Here is a 17,446-nt window from a genome sequence, read left to right on the forward strand (position 1 = left end):
CGTCAGCCTTGCAGCAGCTGCAAGACGTTTTGCGGAATCTGGTTGGCCTGGGCCACCATGGCCATCCCCGCCTGTTGCAGGATTTGCACGCGTGCCAGGTTGGCGGTTTCCTTGGCAAAGTCGGCATCCACGATGCGCCCACGGGCGGCAGAGAGGTTTTGGTTGGTTGACCAGCAGGCCAGCGAAGCAGAGCGCCAAGCGAAATAACGCCACGATAGGCATACGCAGTTGGCTGGGCTGCACCTTTTGAAACTGCGTAGCAAGCGAAGAAGCCCTGCACAACAGCACATCCATCAAGGCACAGCGGTTAGATAGCGCAAAGCGCCTCCCGTCTGACTTGCTGTGGCTGTCTGAACGTAGCGCCGCAGGCGCGAAGTGAGTTCCACAGCGCCCAAGCCTGCGCAGCAGCGCTTTCTTTGCTGACTTTCTTGCGCGTGCAAGAAAGTCAGTCGCCCGCCGGGGCGAAACCCGGCCAGCAGACCTCAATCGAACAAAACCAGCAGCAGTACTGCCCCTCACTCCACCGTCACGCTTTTGGCCAAATTGCGCGGTTGTGGCTCCAGCACGCTGCTACGCAGCTTCACGTCGGCTACGCCGACATGAGCTTACGCCGCAAGCCCATCAACCTTGCGCCTGCGGCGGGGCACTACGCGCCCCCAAGAGCGCGACGGTTATTCAACCGTCACACTCTTGGCAAGGTTCCTGGGTTTGTGCCGCCGCATAACTTCGCTGCGCGAAGTGAGCGGCGTCCAAACCGCGCAATTTGGGCGCTACGCGCAGCGGCTATGCCGCTTCAAAAGCGCAACGGTCATTCGACCGTCACGCTTTTGGCCAAATTGCGCGGTTTGTCCACATCCGTCCCGCGGGCCACGGCGGTGTGGTACGCCAGCAGCTGCAGCGGCACCACGTGCAGGATGGGCGACAGCGCCCCGTAGTGCTCGGGCATGCGAATCACATGCAGGCCCTCGGCGCTTTCAATGTGCGTGTCGGCATCGGCCAGCACATAGAGCACGCCGCCGCGTGCGCGCACTTCTTGCATATTGCTTTTGAGCTTTTCCAGCAACTCATCGTTGGGCGCGACGGTCACCACCGGCATGGCGGCATCGACCAGCGCCAGCGGGCCGTGTTTGAGCTCGCCAGCCGGGTAGGCCTCGGCGTGGATGTAGCTGATTTCTTTGAGCTTCAATGCCCCTTCCAGCGCAATCGGGTAGTGGCGGCCCCGGCCCAGGAACAGGGCGTTTTCGCGCTTGGCGAAGTCTTCGGCCCAGCTGACGATTTGCGGCTCCAGCGCCAGCACAGCCTGCAGGGCCATGGGCAGGTGGCGCATGGCGGTTAAATAGTCCTGCTCTTGCGCCTCGGTCAAGCGGCCCTTGGTTTGCGCCAGCACCAGCGTCAGCAAAAACAGCCCGGCCAGCTGGGTGGTGAAGGCTTTGGTGCTGGCCACGCCAATTTCGACCCCCGCGCGGGTGATGTAGCGCAGCTTGCACTCGCGCACCATGGCGCTGGTGGCCACGTTGCAGATGGTCAGCGTCTGCGTCAGGCCCAGGCTTTGCGCGTGGCGCAGGGCGGCCAGGGTGTCGGCGGTTTCGCCCGATTGGCTGATGGTGACCACCAGGGTGCGCGGCTCGGGCACGCTGGTGCGGTAGCGGTATTCGCTGGCCACCTCCACGCTGCAGGGGATGCCGGCAATCGACTCCAGCCAGTATTTGGCGGTGCAGCCGCTGTAGTAGCTGGTGCCACACGCCAGGATGAGCACGCGGTCAATGTCTTTGAACACGCGCCAGGCAGCGTTGCCATCGGCCCCATCGAACAGCTCCGGCACGATGGCGCTGATGCCGTCCAGCGTGTTGGCGATGGCATCGGGTTGCTCAAAAATCTCTTTTTGCATGTAGTGGCGGTACGGCCCCAACTCCACCGCGCCGCTGAAGGCCTGCACGGTTTTGACCGGGCGCTGCTCGGGCAGCAGCACATGGCCGGTTTTATCGGCCAGCCAGTAGCGGCCCGGCTGCAAATCGACCAAATCGCCCTCTTCCAGGTACACGATTTGATCGGTCACCCCGGCAATGGCCATGGGGTCGCTGGCCAGGAAAAATTCATTTTCATCGCGCCCCACACCCAGCACCAGGGGCGAACCGGCACGCGCCCCCACCACGCGGTGCGGCTCGTCCTTGTGCAGCACGGCAATGGCGTAGGCCCCGCGCAGTTCGGTGCGGGCGGCTTTGACGGCCTCAAACAGGTCGCCGTTGTACAGGCTATCGACCAGGTGGCCGATGACTTCGGTGTCCGTCTGGCTGCTAAACACATAGCCCTTGGCCTGCAGCTGGCGGCGCAGTTCCTCGTAGTTTTCGATGATGCCGTTGTGTACCAGGGCGACGCGCGCGGGCACGCCGCTGCCCGCATCCAGGCCGGGGCCGTAGCTAAAGTGCGGGTGGGCATTGGCCACGGCCGGTGCGCCGTGCGTGGCCCAGCGGGTGTGGGCGATGCCGGTCAGGCCCTGAAAATCCTCGGTCTGCACCTGCGCCAGCAATTGCGCCACCCGCGCCGTGCTGCGGGTGCGCTCCAGGCCCTGGCTGATGGGCGAGCCACTGACCATGCGGTGTACGGCCACGCCACAGGAGTCATAACCCCGGTATTCCAGCCGCTGCAAGCCCTGCACCAGCAGGGGCACGATGTTGCGATTCGAGACAGACGCGACGATGCCACACATACAACCATTCCTTCCAAGAAAGCCAAAACCACGCGAAAAGCGCACAAAAACCGCATAAAAACTGCAATGTGCGCCATCCTAGAAGAAGCCAAAAGAAATAAAAATTAACTTCTCTAGCGAAGATGAAATTTAAATTCAAGTACCCTTGATTCTGAAAAATAATTTCATAATTAGTTTATGGATGAAATTAAAAACACCGATTTCGATGCCATCGACTTGCAATTGCTCACCCTTTTGCAAACCGATGCCAGCCGCAGCAACCAAGCGCTGGCCGCCGCCGTTGGCATCTCGGCCCCCACCTGTTTGCGCCGGGTCAAACGGCTGTGGGAGCGCGGCGTGCTGGAGAAGCAAGTGGCCATCCTCGCCCCGCAGGCCCTCAGCGCGGTGCACGGGCCGGGCCTGCAGGCCCTGGTCGAGGTGACGCTGGAGCGCCAGCACGCCGAGGCGCTGGATGCTTTTGAGCACCTGGCCTGCGCCCACCCGGCGGTGCAGCAGTGCTGGCGCGTCAGCCCCGGCCCCGACTTTGTGCTGGTGCTGGCCTGCCGCGATATGCCCGATTACCTGCGCGTCAGCCAGGCGCTGTTTACCCAACCGGCCAATGTGCGCAATGCGAAGGCGTTTTTTGCGACCAAGCGGGCGAAGTTTGGGACGCAGTGGGACTTGGGGTGAGCAGGGGTTTATTATGTTTTTTGCAGCTTGTTGCGCTTGTATTTATTAGTTTTTTTGCTTTTTTTCTTTGAAAGCTAATGGTTGTGTGCGGTAGTAGCTTTCTTTTTTGATTGTTTGTCTGCTGGCCGGGACTCGCCCCGGCGGGCGACTGGCTTTCTTGCACGCGCAAGAAAGTCAGCAAAGAAAGCGTGCTGGCGCAGCTTTGGCACCGCAGAACTCGCTACGCGCCGCTTTGCGGCGCTGCGCTCGGACAACTGCGGTGAGTCAGACGGGATGCGCTCGATGCGGCTTGGACGGCTGCGCTCTTACCGATGCGCTGTGGTTGTGGGGGAGCGGCTTTGCTGGCTGCTCCGCTGCAGCCGGGCTGTTTGTTGTGGTGCGTTGGCGGCTGATGCCGATCAGCAGCACGCCGGACAGCACCAGGGCGGCACCGCCCAGTTGCCACCAGGACAGGGCTTCGCCCAGCAACCAGGCGCTGAAGAAAATCGTCATCACCGGCCCCAGCGAGCCGACCAGCGCCGTGCGCCCTGCGCCAATGTGGCGGATGGCGGCCGAGGTCATCAGCACCGGCAGCACGGTGGAGAACACCGCCATGCCCAGCGCGTGGCCGTACACCGGCAGCGGTTGCTGCAAGGCGGCCAGCGGCTGGGTGGCGGCAAAGTGCGCCAGGGTGGCGAAGGTGGACACCAGCAGCGCCAGGGCGCTGAAGCGCATGGCCCCCAGCCGGGCAATGGCCGGTTCGCTGCCCGCCTGGTAAAACGCATAGGACAGGGCCGAGCCCAGCACCAGCGCCGACCCCAGCAGCACGGTGCGCATATCGGCGGCCAGGTGCAGGTCGTGGGCAAAGGCCAGCCCAATCCCGGCATACGACAGCAGCAGCGCTGCGCCCTCTGGCCACCCCAGGCGCTTACCAAAAAAGAACACGCCAATCAGAATGGTCAGCAGCGGGTAGGTGAACAAAATCAGCCGCTCCAGGCTGGCGCTGATGTATTGCAGCCCCAAAAAATCCAGAATGCTGGCACCGTAGTACCCCAGCAGCCCCAGCGCCACCACCCACACCAGGCTGCGCCGATCCAGCCCGGCACCACCGGCCGCCCGGTGCGCACGCCAGCCCATCCAGGCGAAAAATGGCAGCGAAAACGCCATGCGCAGCGCCAGCAGCGTGACCGCATCGACGGCCACCGGCTGAGGCACGGCATAGGCCAGCTTGACAAAAATGGCTTTGAACGAGAAACCCAGCGCCGCCAGCACGGCAAGCGCCAGCCCGAGGCGTTCGGCAGACCAATGTTTCCAAGGCATACGAGAACAGTGCAAAAAAATCCGGGAACCATCCGCCGACCACCCAGCGGACATACGATGGGCGCGAATGGTGCCCGCCCGCCACCCATTGCACAATTGCCCATCACCCAGCACAGAATTCGTCAAAAACGAATGCTTAGCCACTTAATGCTTAGCCACTTAACCACCAGCTTCACCACCCAGCACCGCCATGCACTACGACCTGACCGACCTGCGCCTGTTTGTCGCCATTGCCGAAGAGGGCAACCTCACGCGCGGTGCAGCGCGGGCGTTTTTGGCCCCGTCCTCGGCCAGCCACCGTTTGCAACGGCTGGAGGCGGCCCTGGGGGCCCAATTGTTTCAACGCCAGGCCCGGGGCGTAGCCCTGACCCGCGCCGGGGAGGCCCTGCTGCGCAATGCCCGGCAGGTGTTGGCGGCGCTGGAGCAGATGCACGCCAACCTCTCGCCCTTTGCCAGCGGCGTGCGCGGCCATGTCAGCCTGTGGGCCAACACCCATGCCACGCACACTTTTCTGCCGGACGATCTGGCCAGCTTTTTGCGCCAGCACCCCCAGGTCAGCGTGACGCTGGAAGAGCGCACCAGCAGCGACATTGCCCTGGCCGTGGCCCACGGCGATATCGAGCTGGGCGTGCTGGCCGATAGCAGCGCCATTGATGGCAGCAGCGTGCAGTTGCAGCCCTACCGGCGCGACCGGTTGGTGCTCATCACCCCGCAAGACCACGCCCTGGCCGGGCGCGGGCCGCTGCGCTTTGCCCAGGTGCTGGAGCATCCTTTTGTCATGCTGCACACCGGCTCGGCCATCCACACCTTCACCATGAACGCCGCTGCCGCGCTGGGCCAGCATCTGGATGTGCGCATTCAGGTGCGCAGCTTCGAGGCCGTCTGCCGCATGGTCAGCGCCGGGGTGGGCATCGGCATGGTGCCGCGCAGCGCCTTACCAGCCACCAGCGCACGCCATCCGCTGGCGGTGCTGGAGTTGCAGGAGCCCTGGGCGCAGCGCGACTTGCATATTTGCACGCGCCAAGGCCGGGCGCTGTCCGGCTTTGCTGCAGCGCTGGTGGCGCATTTGCAGGTGTGCGCCCAGCCCCTGGAGCACCCTGCGCTGGGCTGAGTCGGCAGGCAGGCAGACAGGCATCACCCAGCAGCCCGCTCACCCAAGCACATGCCGATGTCCCGCGCCATGACCAATAGCTCATGGTCCAGCGGCACCTTGCGCTGGGTGTTGGCCACCTGGGCAATCGGCACGCTGCCGATCTGGCCGTTTTGCAGGGTCACCATCTGGCCAAACTGCCCGGCCAGCACCAGTTGCGCGGCTTTGTGGCCGTAGCGGGTGGCCAGCACGCGATCGTAGGGCGTGGGATCACCGCCGCGCTGAACGTGGCCCAGCACGGTGGTGCGCACCTCGCTGTTCAGGTAGGGCTGCAATTGCTCGCGCAAGACGTGGCCAACACCGCCCAGGCGTACTGGGTCGGGGCTGCCTGGCACGTGCGCTTGCACGGTTTGGCGATCACCGCTTTGCTTGGCCCCTTCGCCAATGCAGATGATGGTGTAGCGCTGGCGCTCTTCACGGCGGCGGCAGGTGGCAGCGATGGTGGGCACGTCGTAATCGAGCTCGGGCAGCAAGATCACATCGGCCCCGCCGGCCAGCCCTGCCTCCAGCGCCAACCAGCCGGCGTGGCGGCCCATGGTTTCGACAATCATCACGCGGTGGTGGCTGTTGGCCGTGCTTTCGACGCGGTGCAGGGCCTCAGTGACGGTGGCCACGGCCGTATCAAAGCCAAAGCTGCGCTCGCAGTGGGCAATATCGTTGTCAATGGTCTTGGGCACGCCCACGCAGTGCATGCCCGTGGCCTGGGCCACGCCGTGTGCCAGGCTCATGGTGCCATCGCCGCCAATGGCCACCACCACCTGCAGCCCCAGCGCCTGCACATTGGCCTGCACCTGGGCCAAGGTGGCGGCATCTTTCAAGGGATTGGCGCTGTTGCTGGTGCCCAAAATGGTGCCGCCCCGGTGCAAGATGCCCGAGACATCGTCCCAGCGCAAAGGCCGTGCCTGCGGCTGCGGGGCCATCAGGCCTTCAAAACCGTCGGCAATGCCCAGCACCTCGCACTGGCCATAGCCAATCAAGGATTTGGTCACGGCGCGGATGACCGCGTTCAGTCCGGGGCAGTCGCCGCCGCCGGTGAGGATGCCTACTTTCATGGGGGAAGTCTTTCTTATTCAAGGGCTGGGAGTAAACGCAGCGCCTGCTGGTAACGCGCATCCTGCTGCAAGGCAGCCCAATCTTGCGCCGGGGCCGTGGGCCGCAAGCGGGCCATGCGCTGGGCGCTGGAGGCGCTGGGCTGCCAGCGCCCAGCGGTTTGCGCGGCGGCCAAACCGGCCAGCAAGGCATCGACCGGCTGGCCATCGCCCACGCTTTGGTTGCACAGCAGCACGGCATCGCAGCCCGCGTGCAAGGCGGCCAGAGCGGCGGCGGTGTAGCTGACGGGTGCGCCGTCAATGACGCGCGCGCCCTCCATGCTCAGGTCGTCGCTGAAGATCACCCCGTCAAAGCCAAGCTGGCCGCGCAGGATGTCTTGCAGCCAGCGGGCGCTAAAGCCAGCGGGGCGGCTGTCCACCTCGGGGTAAACAATGTGCGCGGGCATGACGCTGGTGAGCACCTGCGCCAGCCAGGGATAGGGGGCAGCATCATCGGCCAGGATGGCCGCAAGGCTGCGCTCATCCACCGGCATGGCCACGTGCGAATCGGCTGCGGCAAAGCCGTGCCCCGGAAAATGCTTGCCGCAGTTGGCCATGCCCGCCTGCAGCAGGCCGTGCATCAGGCTTTGCGCCAGGCTGGTGACGGTGGCCGGGTCGCGGCCAAAGCTGCGGTCGCCAATGATGCTGCTGGTGCCCCAGTCCAAATCCAGCACGGGGGTAAAGCTCAAATCCACCCCACAGGCGCGCAATTCGGCCGCCAGCACGTAGCCGCAGGCCAGCGCTGCCTGGCGGGCGCGTTCGGGGCTGGCCTGCGTCCACAACTGGCCCAGCACACCCATGGCGGGCAGGTGGGTGAACCCATCGGTGCGAAAGCGCTGCACGCGCCCGCCTTCGTGATCGACGCAAATGAGCAGGTCGGGCCGCAGCGCCTTGATCTGGGCACACAGGGCCGTGAGCTGGGCACGGTCGTGCCAGTTGCGGCCAAACAAAATCATGCCGCCAACCAGCGGATGGGCCAGGCGTTGGCGGTCGATGTCCGTCAGCGCAGTGCCCGCAATATCAATGATCAACGGGGCATGGCAGGCAGGCGGGGCAGCAAAAGCAGTGGGCATAAAAGCATCCGTAAGTCGCAAAAAACGAAGCCCGCAATGGTACGCCAGCGCTGCACGCTGGCGCGGATGTAAAGAGTTGGCAAATCTTTGTAGATAGGATTCATTTTCATTTAGATTCGCTAGAATGCACGGCTTTGCACGCTGATTGCCCACCTTTTTTGCATGACCACCTCTGCCCCCTCTGTTCGCGCCCGCTGGCTGAAAACTTTGCACCAATGGCATTGGGTCAGCGCCGCCGTCAGCCTGGTGACCATGCTGCTGTTTTCCATCACCGGCTTTACGCTGAACCACGCCGCCGATATTGAGGGCCGCCCCCAGGTGACCCAGCGGCAGGCGCAGGTGCCCGCCGCGCTGCTGCACGATTTGCCCACCGGCCCTGCCCCCCTGCCCCCGGCCTTGCAGGCCTGGCTGGACAGCACCTGGCAGATTGCCACCGCCGGGCGCGAGGCCGAATTCTCTGAGGACGAGGTGTACCTGTCCCTGCCGCGCCCCGGTGGCGATGCCTGGCTGCGCATCAGCCTGCCCGATGGCCAGGCCGAATACGAGCGCACCGACCGGGGCTGGATTTCGTATTTCAACGACCTGCACAAAGGCCGCAACACCGGCGCAGCCTGGCGCTGGTTTATTGACATTTTTGCCATCGCCTGCGTGCTGTTCAGCGCCACCGGCGTGGGCATCTTGTACCTGCACGCCAAAAACCGGCCCATGGCCTGGCCGGTGCTGGGCCTGGGCCTGCTGCTGCCGGCGCTGCTGGCGCTGCTGTTTATCCACTGATTGAAAAGAAGGAAAGCGAACCGATGACCCCCCTGCACCTGCGCTTTGGCACTGCGGCCCTGGCCGCTGCCGGTTTTACCGCCCTGGGCACCCCGGCCTTGGCGGCCAGTTTGACGGTGGGCGTGGAAATTCCCCGCCTGCAAGTGGCTGAATACCACCGCCCCTACGTGGCCGTGTGGATTGAGCGGGCCGACAACAGCGTGGCCAGCACCCTGGCCGTGTGGTACGACCTGAAGCTGAAAAACGCCGAAGGCACCAAATGGCTCAAAGACATGCGCCAATGGTGGCGGCGCACCGGGCGCGAGCTGGACCTGCCCATTGACGGCGTGACCAGCCCCACCCGCCCGGTGGGCAAGCACACCCTGGAGTTCACCGAAGGCAAAGCCCCCCTGGCCGCCCTGCCCGCCGGCCACTACAAGCTGGTGGTGGAGGCCGCCCGTGAAGTGGGCGGGCGCGAGCTGGTCAGCATCCCCTTCACCTGGCCCGCCGCCCAGGCCACCAGCCTGCAGGCCCAAGGCCAGACGGAGCTGGGGGCCATCACCTTGCAAGTCAAACCGTAAATTTGTCCCCTTCCCTGGAGTTCACGATGAAGAAAACCCTCACCCGCCTGACCGCCGCCGTGGCCCTGGCCTGCGCAGCCACCCTGCCTGCCCAGGCGCACAACGCCTGGCTGCTGCCTTCCACCACGGTGCTGTCCAAAGCCGACTGGATCACCGTGGATGCCGCCGTCTCCAACGACCTGTTCTTCTTCAACCACGTGCCGCTGAATGTGCAAGGCCTGCAGATCACCGCCCCCGACGGCAGCGCCCTGCAGCCACAAAACCCACACCAGGGCAAGCTGCGCAACGTGTTTGACCTGCACCTGCAGCAGCCCGGCACCTACCGCATCGCCACGGTAAACAGCGGCCTGTTCGCCAGCTACAAAGATGCCAAGGGCCAGCCCAAGCGCTGGCGCGGCACCCCGGAGAAATTCGCCGCCGAAGTGCCCGCCGATGCCCAGGAGCTGAAAGTCACCCAAGCCGTGGGCCGTATCGAAACCTTCGTCACCCTGGGCAAACCCAGCGCCATTGCCGCCACCGGCCAGGGGCTGGAGCTGCTGCCCACCCCAGGCCACCACCCCAACGATCTGGTCGCCGGTGAAGCCGCCACCCTGCGCTTGACTGCCGACGGCCAGCCGGCCGCCAACATCACCGTCACCCTCACCCCGGGCGGCTCGCGCTACCGCGACAGCATCAATGAGATCAAAGTAACCACCAATGCCCAAGGCGAATTCACCGTCACCTGGCCCACGGCCGGTGCCTACTGGCTGGAAGCGGAGCTGAAGGACGATAAAACCAGCCTGCCCCAGGCCAAAGAGCGCCGCCTGACCTACGCTGGCACGCTGGAAGTGCTGCCCTAAAAGCCTATAAAAGTGAGCTTCTAGCGTGCGCATTCATTACTCTTTAGAGGCTTTAAAGCTTGAAAACCCCGTAAATTCAGCGGAACAAGCTCCTCTTTTAAAGAACGTCAGCTTTGCGCACGCAGCACCCGCCTTGCCCACCTTGGCAGCCCCCCAGCGCCTGCGCCGCGCCGACCCGGACACGCTGCACAGCCTGAACGGCACCAGCATGGGCACGCATTGGCGCGTGCGCGTTGGCAATCCGCAGTTTTTGCCGCTGCAAACCCTGCGCAGCGCCATTGAGGACGTGCTGGCCAGCGTGGTGCGCCACATGAGCCACTGGGCTGCCGACTCCACCCTCGCCCAATTCAACCGCGCCCCGGCCGATACCTGGCACGCGTTGCCCGCCGATCTGAGCACCGTATTGCACGCGGGCCTGCACTGGGCCCAGGCCAGCGGCGGCGCATTCGACCCCACTCTGGGCGCTTTGGTGGCCGCCTGGGGCTTTGGCCCGCACGCGCCCCTGGATGCTGCCGATTGGCGGCCCGCCAGCCCGCACGCCATCGCTCAGGCACAAGCGTGCAGCGGCTGGCAAGGCCTGCACTACCACCCGGAACGCGGCTGGCGGCAACACGGCGGCCTGCAGCTGGATTTAAGCGGCATCGCCAAGGGCTACGCCGTGGATGCCGTGCTGCTGCGCCTGCACGCCCTGGGCCTGCGCAACGCCCTGGTCGAAATCGGCGGCGAACTGCGCGGCAGCGGCCAGCGCCCCGATGGCCAGCCCTGGCGCGTGGCCATCGCCCCTGTACCTGCTGCTGTCGGCCCGGCCCCCGATGCGCCGCCACAAGCCATCGCCCTGCGCGACTGCGCCATCGCCACCTCGGGCAGCCTCTACCACTGCCACCAGTGGCAGGGGCGCAGCTATTCGCACACCCTCGATCCGCGCACCGGCGCACCCATTGCGCACGCGCTGGCCAGCGTCACCGTGCTGCACGCCGAATGCCTGCACGCTGATGCCCTGGCCACGCTGCTGACCGTGCTCGGCCCCGAAGCGGGCTGGGAATTTGCCGAGCAGCATGGCATTGCCGCCCTGCTAAGCAGCCCCGCAGTCACCCGATGCAGCCGCGCCTGGGAGGCAGCGCTTGGGAACCCCCCCTTCGCGCCAGCCCTTGAGCCCCATGTCTGACCTGCTCACCCCCGACCCCACCCGCTGGGCCTGGGCATTGGCCCTGCTGCTGGCCTACGCCCTGCTGTGCCTGGTGCTCTACCAGCGCCACCGCCGCGCCCGCCTGCACGCCCAGGCGCAAGCCGCCGCGCTGGCCAGCGGCCATCGCCCCATCCTCATCGCCTACGCCAGCCAAACCGGGCAGGCCCAGCAGTTGGCCGAGCAATGCGCCCAGCCACTGCACGCCGCTGGTTGGGCCGTCACCGTGCAGGCGCTCAACCACACTACGCCCGCGCAACTGCAAGCGGCCACGCACGCCCTTTTTATCGTCAGCACCTATGGCGAGGGCGATGCGCCCGACAATGCCGCCCTGTTCCAGCGCCAGTGCATGGCGCAAGCGTTCGATTTATCCGCGCTGCAGTACAGCCTGCTGGCCCTGGGCGACCGCCACTACCGCCAGTTTTGCGGTTTTGGCCGCACGCTGGATGCGTGGCTGCAGGCCCAACAAGCCCAGCCACTGCACGAACGCCTTGAGGCCGACCAATCCGGCAACGCCGCTGCCACCCTGACCCACTGGCAAAACACCCTGGCCGCCGCGCTGCACCTGGATGCCAGCGCCCTGGCCAACGCCCCCGGTGCCCCCGCCCCCGCCCGCTCCACCTGGACGCTGGTGCAGCGCCAGCACCTGAACCCCGGCAGCCAAGGCGGCGCCGTCTTTCACCTGGAGCTGGCCACGCAGGCGCCGAACACCACGTGGGAATCCGGCGATTTGGTCGAGCTGCTGCCACCACTGGCAACAGAGGCAACAGAGGCGCAAGAGCCGCCTGCGCCGCGCAGCTACTCCATCGCCTCCATCCCCGCCGATGGCCGCCTGCACCTGCTAGTGCGCCAAACCTGGCGCGACGACGGCACACCAGGGCAGGCCTCGCACTGGCTCACCACCGGCTTGGACGTGGGTGCCACGCTCACCCTGCAACTGCGGGCCCACCCCGGCTTTCGGCTGGAGGGCAACGCCCAGCGCCCGCTCATTCTGATTGGCAATGGCACCGGATTGGCCGGGCTGCGGGCCCACCTGCGCACCCGCGCTGCGCAGGGCCAGCACGCCAACTGGCTCATCGCCGGGGAGCGCCAAGCCGCACACGACCAGCTCTACGGGGCCGAACTGCACGCCTGGCACGCCACTGGCCACCTGCAGCACCTGGATTGGGCCTTTTCGCGCGATGGTGACGCAAAAACCTATGTGCAAGACCGCCTGCACCAGCACGCCAATCGCTTGCGCGAATGGGTACAAACCCGTGGCGCCGCCCTGTACGTGTGCGGCAGCCTGCACGGCATGGCCGAAGGGGTGGATACCGCTTTGCGCAGCATTTTGGGCAGCGCTGCGGTGGACGACCTGCTGCAGCAAGGCCGCTATCGGCGCGATGTGTATTAAAAAAATACCGGCGCACCCTTGCTGCTACGGGCTTGCCCAGTAACCGCCCGGCGCAAAGCGCTCGCACAATCACGGGCATCAGCACAGTAACAATCCGCAATACCAACTATGATCTGCGGCTAACCGCCCGCTGCCCTTGCAGGAGAACTGACCATGAGCACACACCAATCCGATATCGACGAACGCACCAACCTTGCTGGCTCCAATAAATTTGAAATGCTGATGTTTCGCCTGGGCAAAGACAAAACGCTGGGGCAGTCGGAGCTGTTTGGCATCAACGTTTTCAAAATCCGCGAAATCATGGCCATGCCCCAAATCACGCCCGTGGTGGGGGCCGACCCTTCCTCCCTGGGGGTGCTGAACCTGCGCGGGCAAGTGATTCCCGTGTTTGACCTGCCCGCCATCGTCGGCTGCAAGCCCGAGACCGGCCTGAACATCTTGCTGGTCACCGAATACGCACGCACCGTGCAAGCCTTCGCGGTCGAATCCGTGGAAGACATTGCCCGACTGGACTGGACGCAAGTCGTTCCTGCCGAATCGAGCGGCTCTGTCAAATCCCTGGTCACCAGCTTTGCCCGCATGAAAGACGAGGCCACCGGCGAACAGCGCCTGGCCCAAGTCCTGGACGTAGAGGCCATCGTGAACATGGTCACCCCAGAAAAAGAGCGCCCCTCCGTGGCCGGGAAAAACATTGGTGCCAAGGTCAAAATGAAAGGCAACAGCATCGTGTTGGCCGCCGACGACTCCTTTGTGGCCCGTGCCTTGATTGAGCAAACCCTCAAAGAGCTAGAGGCACCCTTTGAAATCGTCAAATCGGGCAAAGAAGCCTGGGATCGCCTCAATGCCCTGGCCGACCAAGCCGCCAGCGAAGGGGGCAGTGTTTATGAAAAAGTCGGCATGGTGCTCACCGACCTGGAGATGCCCGAAATGGATGGCTTCACCCTCACCAGCCAAATCAAACAAAGCTCGCGCCTGTCCCAATTGCCGGTGCTGATTCACTCTTCGCTCTCAGGCACCACCAACGAAGACTTGGTCCAAAAAGTCGGTGCCAACGGCTATGTCTCCAAATTCCAGCCCGCCGAGCTGGCCTATGCCATTCGTGAAGCACTGGCCAAAAATCCGATGATGGCCGAATAAACCCAGCCACTTCAAAAAAAGCTGCCCAGCTGCTCCTGAGGCAGCTTTTTTTATGCCCCATGCGCTATCGGTTTTGCGGTAATACATACACCCGAATGTGCTGCACATCCCACCCTTTACTGCGCAAATGGGCGGCAAAGGCCGGCAGCAACTGGCGCAACTTGGCCGCCGCCGTGGGCGAGGGCACATGCACGCTCCAGGTGCTGCCCTCAATCGGCCCCGCCTGCACGCTCGCACGCAGCCCCGGCGGCACCAGGGCCATGATGCTGCGCAGCCGCTGCTGCGACTCTTGGTTCAGGCGCAACAGCTGCACCAATTCAGGCGCTTCTTGGCTGGCTTGTTGCACACTAATGGCATGGTGTCGTCGATGCTGCATAGCCCCATTATCCGAGGCAGGTAGAATTACCGATTGGCTTTTTGCCAGATAACCCGCTTGCAACGGCGCAATACATCCCCACTTTTGAACCGTTGCAACCGTAAACACAACTCGTAAAGGATGGCCCCTGAGCCGCAGCGATCGAAGGCGATTGGCAGCGCTTGGCGGGCTGAACGTGCATGGCCAAATTCCTGACCTCCATCTTTGGTAGCCGCAATGACCGGCTGCTCAAGCAATACCGCAAAACCGTTGCCCGCATCAATGCGCTAGAGCCTGAGTTTGAAAAGCTCTCCGACGAGGCCTTGCGCGGCAAAACCCAAGAATTCAAAGACCGTTTAGCCCAAGGCCAAACCCTGGACGATTTGCTGCCCGAAGCCTTTGCGGTGGTGCGTGAAGCCTCCAAGCGCGTGCTGAAAATGCGCCACTTTGACGTGCAAATGATGGGTGGTATCGGCCTGCACCAAGGCAAGATTTCCGAAATGCGCACCGGCGAAGGCAAAACACTGACCTCCACCTTGCCCGTGTACCTGAATGCACTGACCGGAAAAGGCGTGCACATCGTCACAGTAAACGACTATTTGGCAGCCCGCGACGCAGAAACCATGCGCCCGCTGTACAACTTTTTGGGCATGTCGGTAGGGGTGAACCTGCCCCAAGCACCGCGCGAAGAAAAGCAGCTGGCCTACCTGGCCGACGTAACCTACGGCACCAACAACGAATACGGCTTTGACTACCTGCGCGACAACATGGTGTACGACGCAGGCGACCGGGTGCAGCGGGCGCTGAACTTCGCCATCGTCGATGAGGTGGACTCCATCCTGATCGACGAAGCGCGCACCCCCCTGATCATCAGCGGGCAAGCCGACGACAACACCTCGCTGTACCTGGCCATCAACCAAATCGCCCCACAGCTCACCCGCCAAGAAGGCGAAGCCGACCCACGCACTGGTGAGGGCGTGACCAAACCTGGTGACTTCACGGTGGATGAAAAATCCCACCAAGTTTTCTTGACCGAGCAAGGCCACGAAAACGCCGAAGCCATCTTGACCAAAGCAGGTCTGCTGCCCGAAGGAGCCTCACTCTACGACCCCGCGAACATCGTGCTGGTGCACCACCTGTACGCTGCGCTGCGGGCGCACCACATCTACCACCGCGACCAGCATTACGTGGTGCAAAACGGCGAAGTGGTGATCGTCGATGAATTCACCGGCCGCCTGATGTCGGGCCGCCGCTGGAGCGATGGCCTGCACCAGGCCGTCGAAGCCAAGGAAGGGGTAAACATCCAGGCCGAGAACCAAACCATGGCCTCGATCACCTTCCAGAACTACTTCCGCCTGTACAGCAAACTCTCGGGCATGACCGGCACGGCCGACACCGAAGCCTACGAATTCCAGCAAATCTACGGACTGGAAACCATCGTCATCCCGCCCAACAAACCCAGCCGCCGCGAGGACCAACTCGACCGCGTCTACAAGACCACCCCCGAGAAGTACAAAGCCGCCATCGACGATATCCGCGCCTGCCACGAGCGCGGCCAGCCGGTGCTGGTGGGCACCACCTCGATCGAGAACTCGGAAATCATCGACGAACTGCTGACCAAGGCCGGACTGGCGCACCAGGTGCTCAATGCCAAACAGCACGCCAAAGAGGCCGACATCATCGCCCAGGCTGGCCGCAAGGGCATGATCACCATCGCCACCAACATGGCCGGTCGCGGCACCGACATCGTGCTGGGCGGCAATATCAGCCAAGAAGTTGCCGCCATTGAAGCCAACGCAGAACTGACTGAAAGCCAAAAACAGCAACAAATCGAAGCCCTGCGCAGCCAATGGCAAAAAGACCATGAAGAGGTCAAAGCGCTGGGCGGCCTGCGCATCATTGCCACCGAACGCCACGAAAGCCGCCGCATCGACAACCAGCTGCGGGGCCGCTCGGGCCGCCAAGGCGACCCCGGCTCCTCGCGCTTTTACCTCAGCTTGGATGACCAGCTCATGCGCATCTTCGCGGGCGACCGCGTCCGCGCCATCATGGACCGCCTGAAAATGCCCGAAGGCGAGGCCATTGAGGCTGGCATGGTCACACGCAGCATCGAAAGCGCCCAGCGCAAGGTCGAAGGCCGCAACTTTGACGTGCGCAAACAACTGCTGGAATACGACGACGTGGCCAACGAGCAGCGCAAAGTCATTTACGAACAGCGCAACGCCATCTTGGACACGCCCGATCTGACCGGGCTGATAAAGAAAATGATAGCTGGCTGCGCAGAAGACTTGGTGCGCCAATACGTTCCAGAGGAATCAATGGAGGAGCAGTGGGCGCTGCCTGCTCTCGAAAAAGCATTGGGTGAATGGCATTTGCAGCTCAACCTGCAAGAACAAGTGGCCAAAAACGAAAGCATCACCGACGAAGATATTCTGGAGCTGGTACAAAAAGCCGCCATCGCCCAGTACGAGAGCAAGCTTGACTTGGCAGGCAGCGAACAATTCATGCACTTCCAACGCGCCGTGATGTTGCAAAGCTTTGACACCAACTGGCGCGACCACTTGGCCGCACTGGACTACCTGCGCCAAGGCATTCACTTGCGCGGCTTTGCACAAAAACAGCCCAAACAAGAGTACAAGCGTGAAGCGTTTGAGCTGTTCAGCCAACTCATCGACGTGGTAAAGAACGAAGTCACACGCGTGCTGCTCACCGTCCGCATTCGCGAACCCGAAGCCCTACAGCAGGCCGCCGACAGCATCGAAGACCGCGCCGGCCATATTCCCGGCATGCAATACGCCAGCGCTGATGGCGACAAGAGCGACACCCCTGCAGACGACGAACTCCCCCCCCTGCCAGCAGGCGTGCGCGTAGGTCGCAACGACCCCTGCCCTTGCGGCAGCGGCAAGAAATACAAGCAATGCCACGGCAAGCTGTCGTAATCCAACCCACTGCTAAATAAAAGATTCGCTTCAACCCACAATGCCAGTCAGTTCACCACTGACTGGCATTTTTTTGTCGGGGAGGTTACCGGATTACCCAGGGGCTAGCGCAGGAAATTAACTCAGGGGATGAGCGCTGCAGCATTTTCTCAATAGCTATTTGCGCAGCTCCTTAGCCACTTTTAGTGCCCAATAAGCCCTGAACTCTTACCCAGCAAGCGCAAGGCGCTACAAAAACAAAACCCCCAGTCTTTTGGGACTGGGGGTTTGCTTTGCTATA

The 17,446-nt window shown here is 63.4% G+C and carries 14 protein-coding genes and 1 pseudogene; 9 read left to right on the top strand and 6 right to left on the bottom strand.

From position 1 onward, the window contains the following. Positions 1–2: 2 nt before the first annotated feature. Positions 3–167: pseudogene (locus ACFO24_RS10930) on the bottom strand (flagellin); the annotation flags it as partial. 641 nt (positions 168–808) lie between these two features. Beyond that, a complete protein-coding gene (gene glmS, locus ACFO24_RS10935) occupies positions 809–2,707 on the bottom strand; it encodes a glutamine--fructose-6-phosphate transaminase (isomerizing) (protein ID WP_377738365.1) in 1,899 nt (632 codons plus the stop codon). Between the two features lie 177 nt (positions 2,708–2,884). Between glmS and ACFO24_RS10940 the strand changes: the two genes are divergently transcribed. Next, positions 2,885–3,376 carry an Lrp/AsnC family transcriptional regulator gene (locus tag ACFO24_RS10940; RefSeq protein ID WP_377738366.1) on the top strand — a complete coding sequence of 164 codons (492 nt, stop codon included), beginning with the start codon at positions 2,885–2,887 and terminating at the stop codon, positions 3,374–3,376. A gap of 264 nt (positions 3,377–3,640) precedes the next feature. On the opposite strand, the gene ACFO24_RS10945 is transcribed toward ACFO24_RS10940, so the two are convergent. Then, on the bottom strand, positions 3,641–4,675 hold the full coding sequence (locus ACFO24_RS10945; protein ID WP_377738367.1) for a DMT family transporter: 1,035 nt from the start codon (positions 4,673–4,675) through the stop codon (positions 3,641–3,643). A 190-nt stretch (positions 4,676–4,865) separates the two neighbouring features. Between ACFO24_RS10945 and ACFO24_RS10950 the strand changes: the two genes are divergently transcribed. Then, positions 4,866–5,786 carry a LysR family transcriptional regulator gene (locus tag ACFO24_RS10950; protein ID WP_377738368.1) on the top strand — a complete coding sequence of 307 codons (921 nt, stop codon included), beginning with the start codon at positions 4,866–4,868 and terminating at the stop codon, positions 5,784–5,786. A gap of 23 nt (positions 5,787–5,809) precedes the next feature. Here ACFO24_RS10950 and ACFO24_RS10955 read toward each other — a convergent pair whose 3' ends face one another. Together ACFO24_RS10955 and nagZ are read right to left on the bottom strand one after the other, a co-directional pair. Continuing rightward, entirely contained in the window at positions 5,810–6,877 is a 1,068-nt protein-coding gene (locus ACFO24_RS10955; protein ID WP_377738369.1) for a 6-phosphofructokinase, read from the bottom strand. 14 nt (positions 6,878–6,891) lie between these two features. Beyond that, the gene (gene nagZ, locus ACFO24_RS10960; RefSeq protein WP_377738370.1) at positions 6,892–7,986 is read right to left on the bottom strand and encodes a beta-N-acetylhexosaminidase; all 1,095 of its coding nucleotides are present in this window, start codon (positions 7,984–7,986) and stop codon (positions 6,892–6,894) included. 162 nt (positions 7,987–8,148) lie between these two features. Here nagZ and ACFO24_RS10965 point away from each other — a divergent pair, with 162 nt between their 5' ends. The 6 genes from ACFO24_RS10965 to ACFO24_RS10990 all read left to right on the top strand — a co-directional run bounded on the left by ACFO24_RS10965 (position 8,149) and on the right by ACFO24_RS10990 (position 13,872). Next, complete coding sequence (locus tag ACFO24_RS10965) at positions 8,149–8,760, top strand: PepSY-associated TM helix domain-containing protein (protein WP_377738371.1); 612 nt, start codon at positions 8,149–8,151, stop codon at positions 8,758–8,760. A 23-nt stretch (positions 8,761–8,783) separates the two neighbouring features. Continuing rightward, positions 8,784–9,320 carry a DUF2271 domain-containing protein gene (locus ACFO24_RS10970; RefSeq protein ID WP_377738372.1) on the top strand — a complete coding sequence of 179 codons (537 nt, stop codon included), beginning with the start codon at positions 8,784–8,786 and terminating at the stop codon, positions 9,318–9,320. 26 nt (positions 9,321–9,346) lie between these two features. Continuing rightward, on the top strand, positions 9,347–10,159 hold the full coding sequence (locus ACFO24_RS10975; RefSeq protein WP_377738373.1) for a DUF4198 domain-containing protein: 813 nt from the start codon (positions 9,347–9,349) through the stop codon (positions 10,157–10,159). A 133-nt stretch (positions 10,160–10,292) separates the two neighbouring features. Then, positions 10,293–11,324: an FAD:protein FMN transferase gene (locus ACFO24_RS10980; RefSeq protein ID WP_377738375.1), complete on the top strand. Its 1,032-nt coding sequence runs from the start codon at positions 10,293–10,295 to the stop codon at positions 11,322–11,324. Further along, positions 11,317–12,735 carry a sulfite reductase subunit alpha gene (locus ACFO24_RS10985; RefSeq protein ID WP_377738376.1) on the top strand — a complete coding sequence of 473 codons (1,419 nt, stop codon included), beginning with the start codon at positions 11,317–11,319 and terminating at the stop codon, positions 12,733–12,735. The genes ACFO24_RS10980 and ACFO24_RS10985 overlap by 8 nt, the downstream gene beginning before the upstream one ends. A 153-nt stretch (positions 12,736–12,888) precedes the next feature. Further along, complete coding sequence (locus tag ACFO24_RS10990; protein WP_377738377.1) at positions 12,889–13,872, top strand: chemotaxis protein; 984 nt, start codon at positions 12,889–12,891, stop codon at positions 13,870–13,872. Positions 13,873–13,936: 64 nt separating this feature from the next. Here the strand turns inward: ACFO24_RS10990 and ACFO24_RS10995 are convergent, their stop codons facing one another. Next, entirely contained in the window at positions 13,937–14,248 is a 312-nt protein-coding gene (locus ACFO24_RS10995) for a DciA family protein (protein WP_207575613.1), read from the bottom strand. A gap of 179 nt (positions 14,249–14,427) precedes the next feature. Between ACFO24_RS10995 and secA the strand changes: the two genes are divergently transcribed. Beyond that, positions 14,428–17,166 carry a preprotein translocase subunit SecA gene (gene secA / locus ACFO24_RS11000; protein WP_377738378.1) on the top strand — a complete coding sequence of 913 codons (2,739 nt, stop codon included), beginning with the start codon at positions 14,428–14,430 and terminating at the stop codon, positions 17,164–17,166. Positions 17,167–17,446 lie beyond the last annotated feature (280 nt).

Source organism: Comamonas denitrificans (assembly GCF_042654745.1).
In the GTDB taxonomy this organism is placed as follows: Bacteria; Pseudomonadota; Gammaproteobacteria; order Burkholderiales; family Burkholderiaceae_C; genus Comamonas; species Comamonas denitrificans.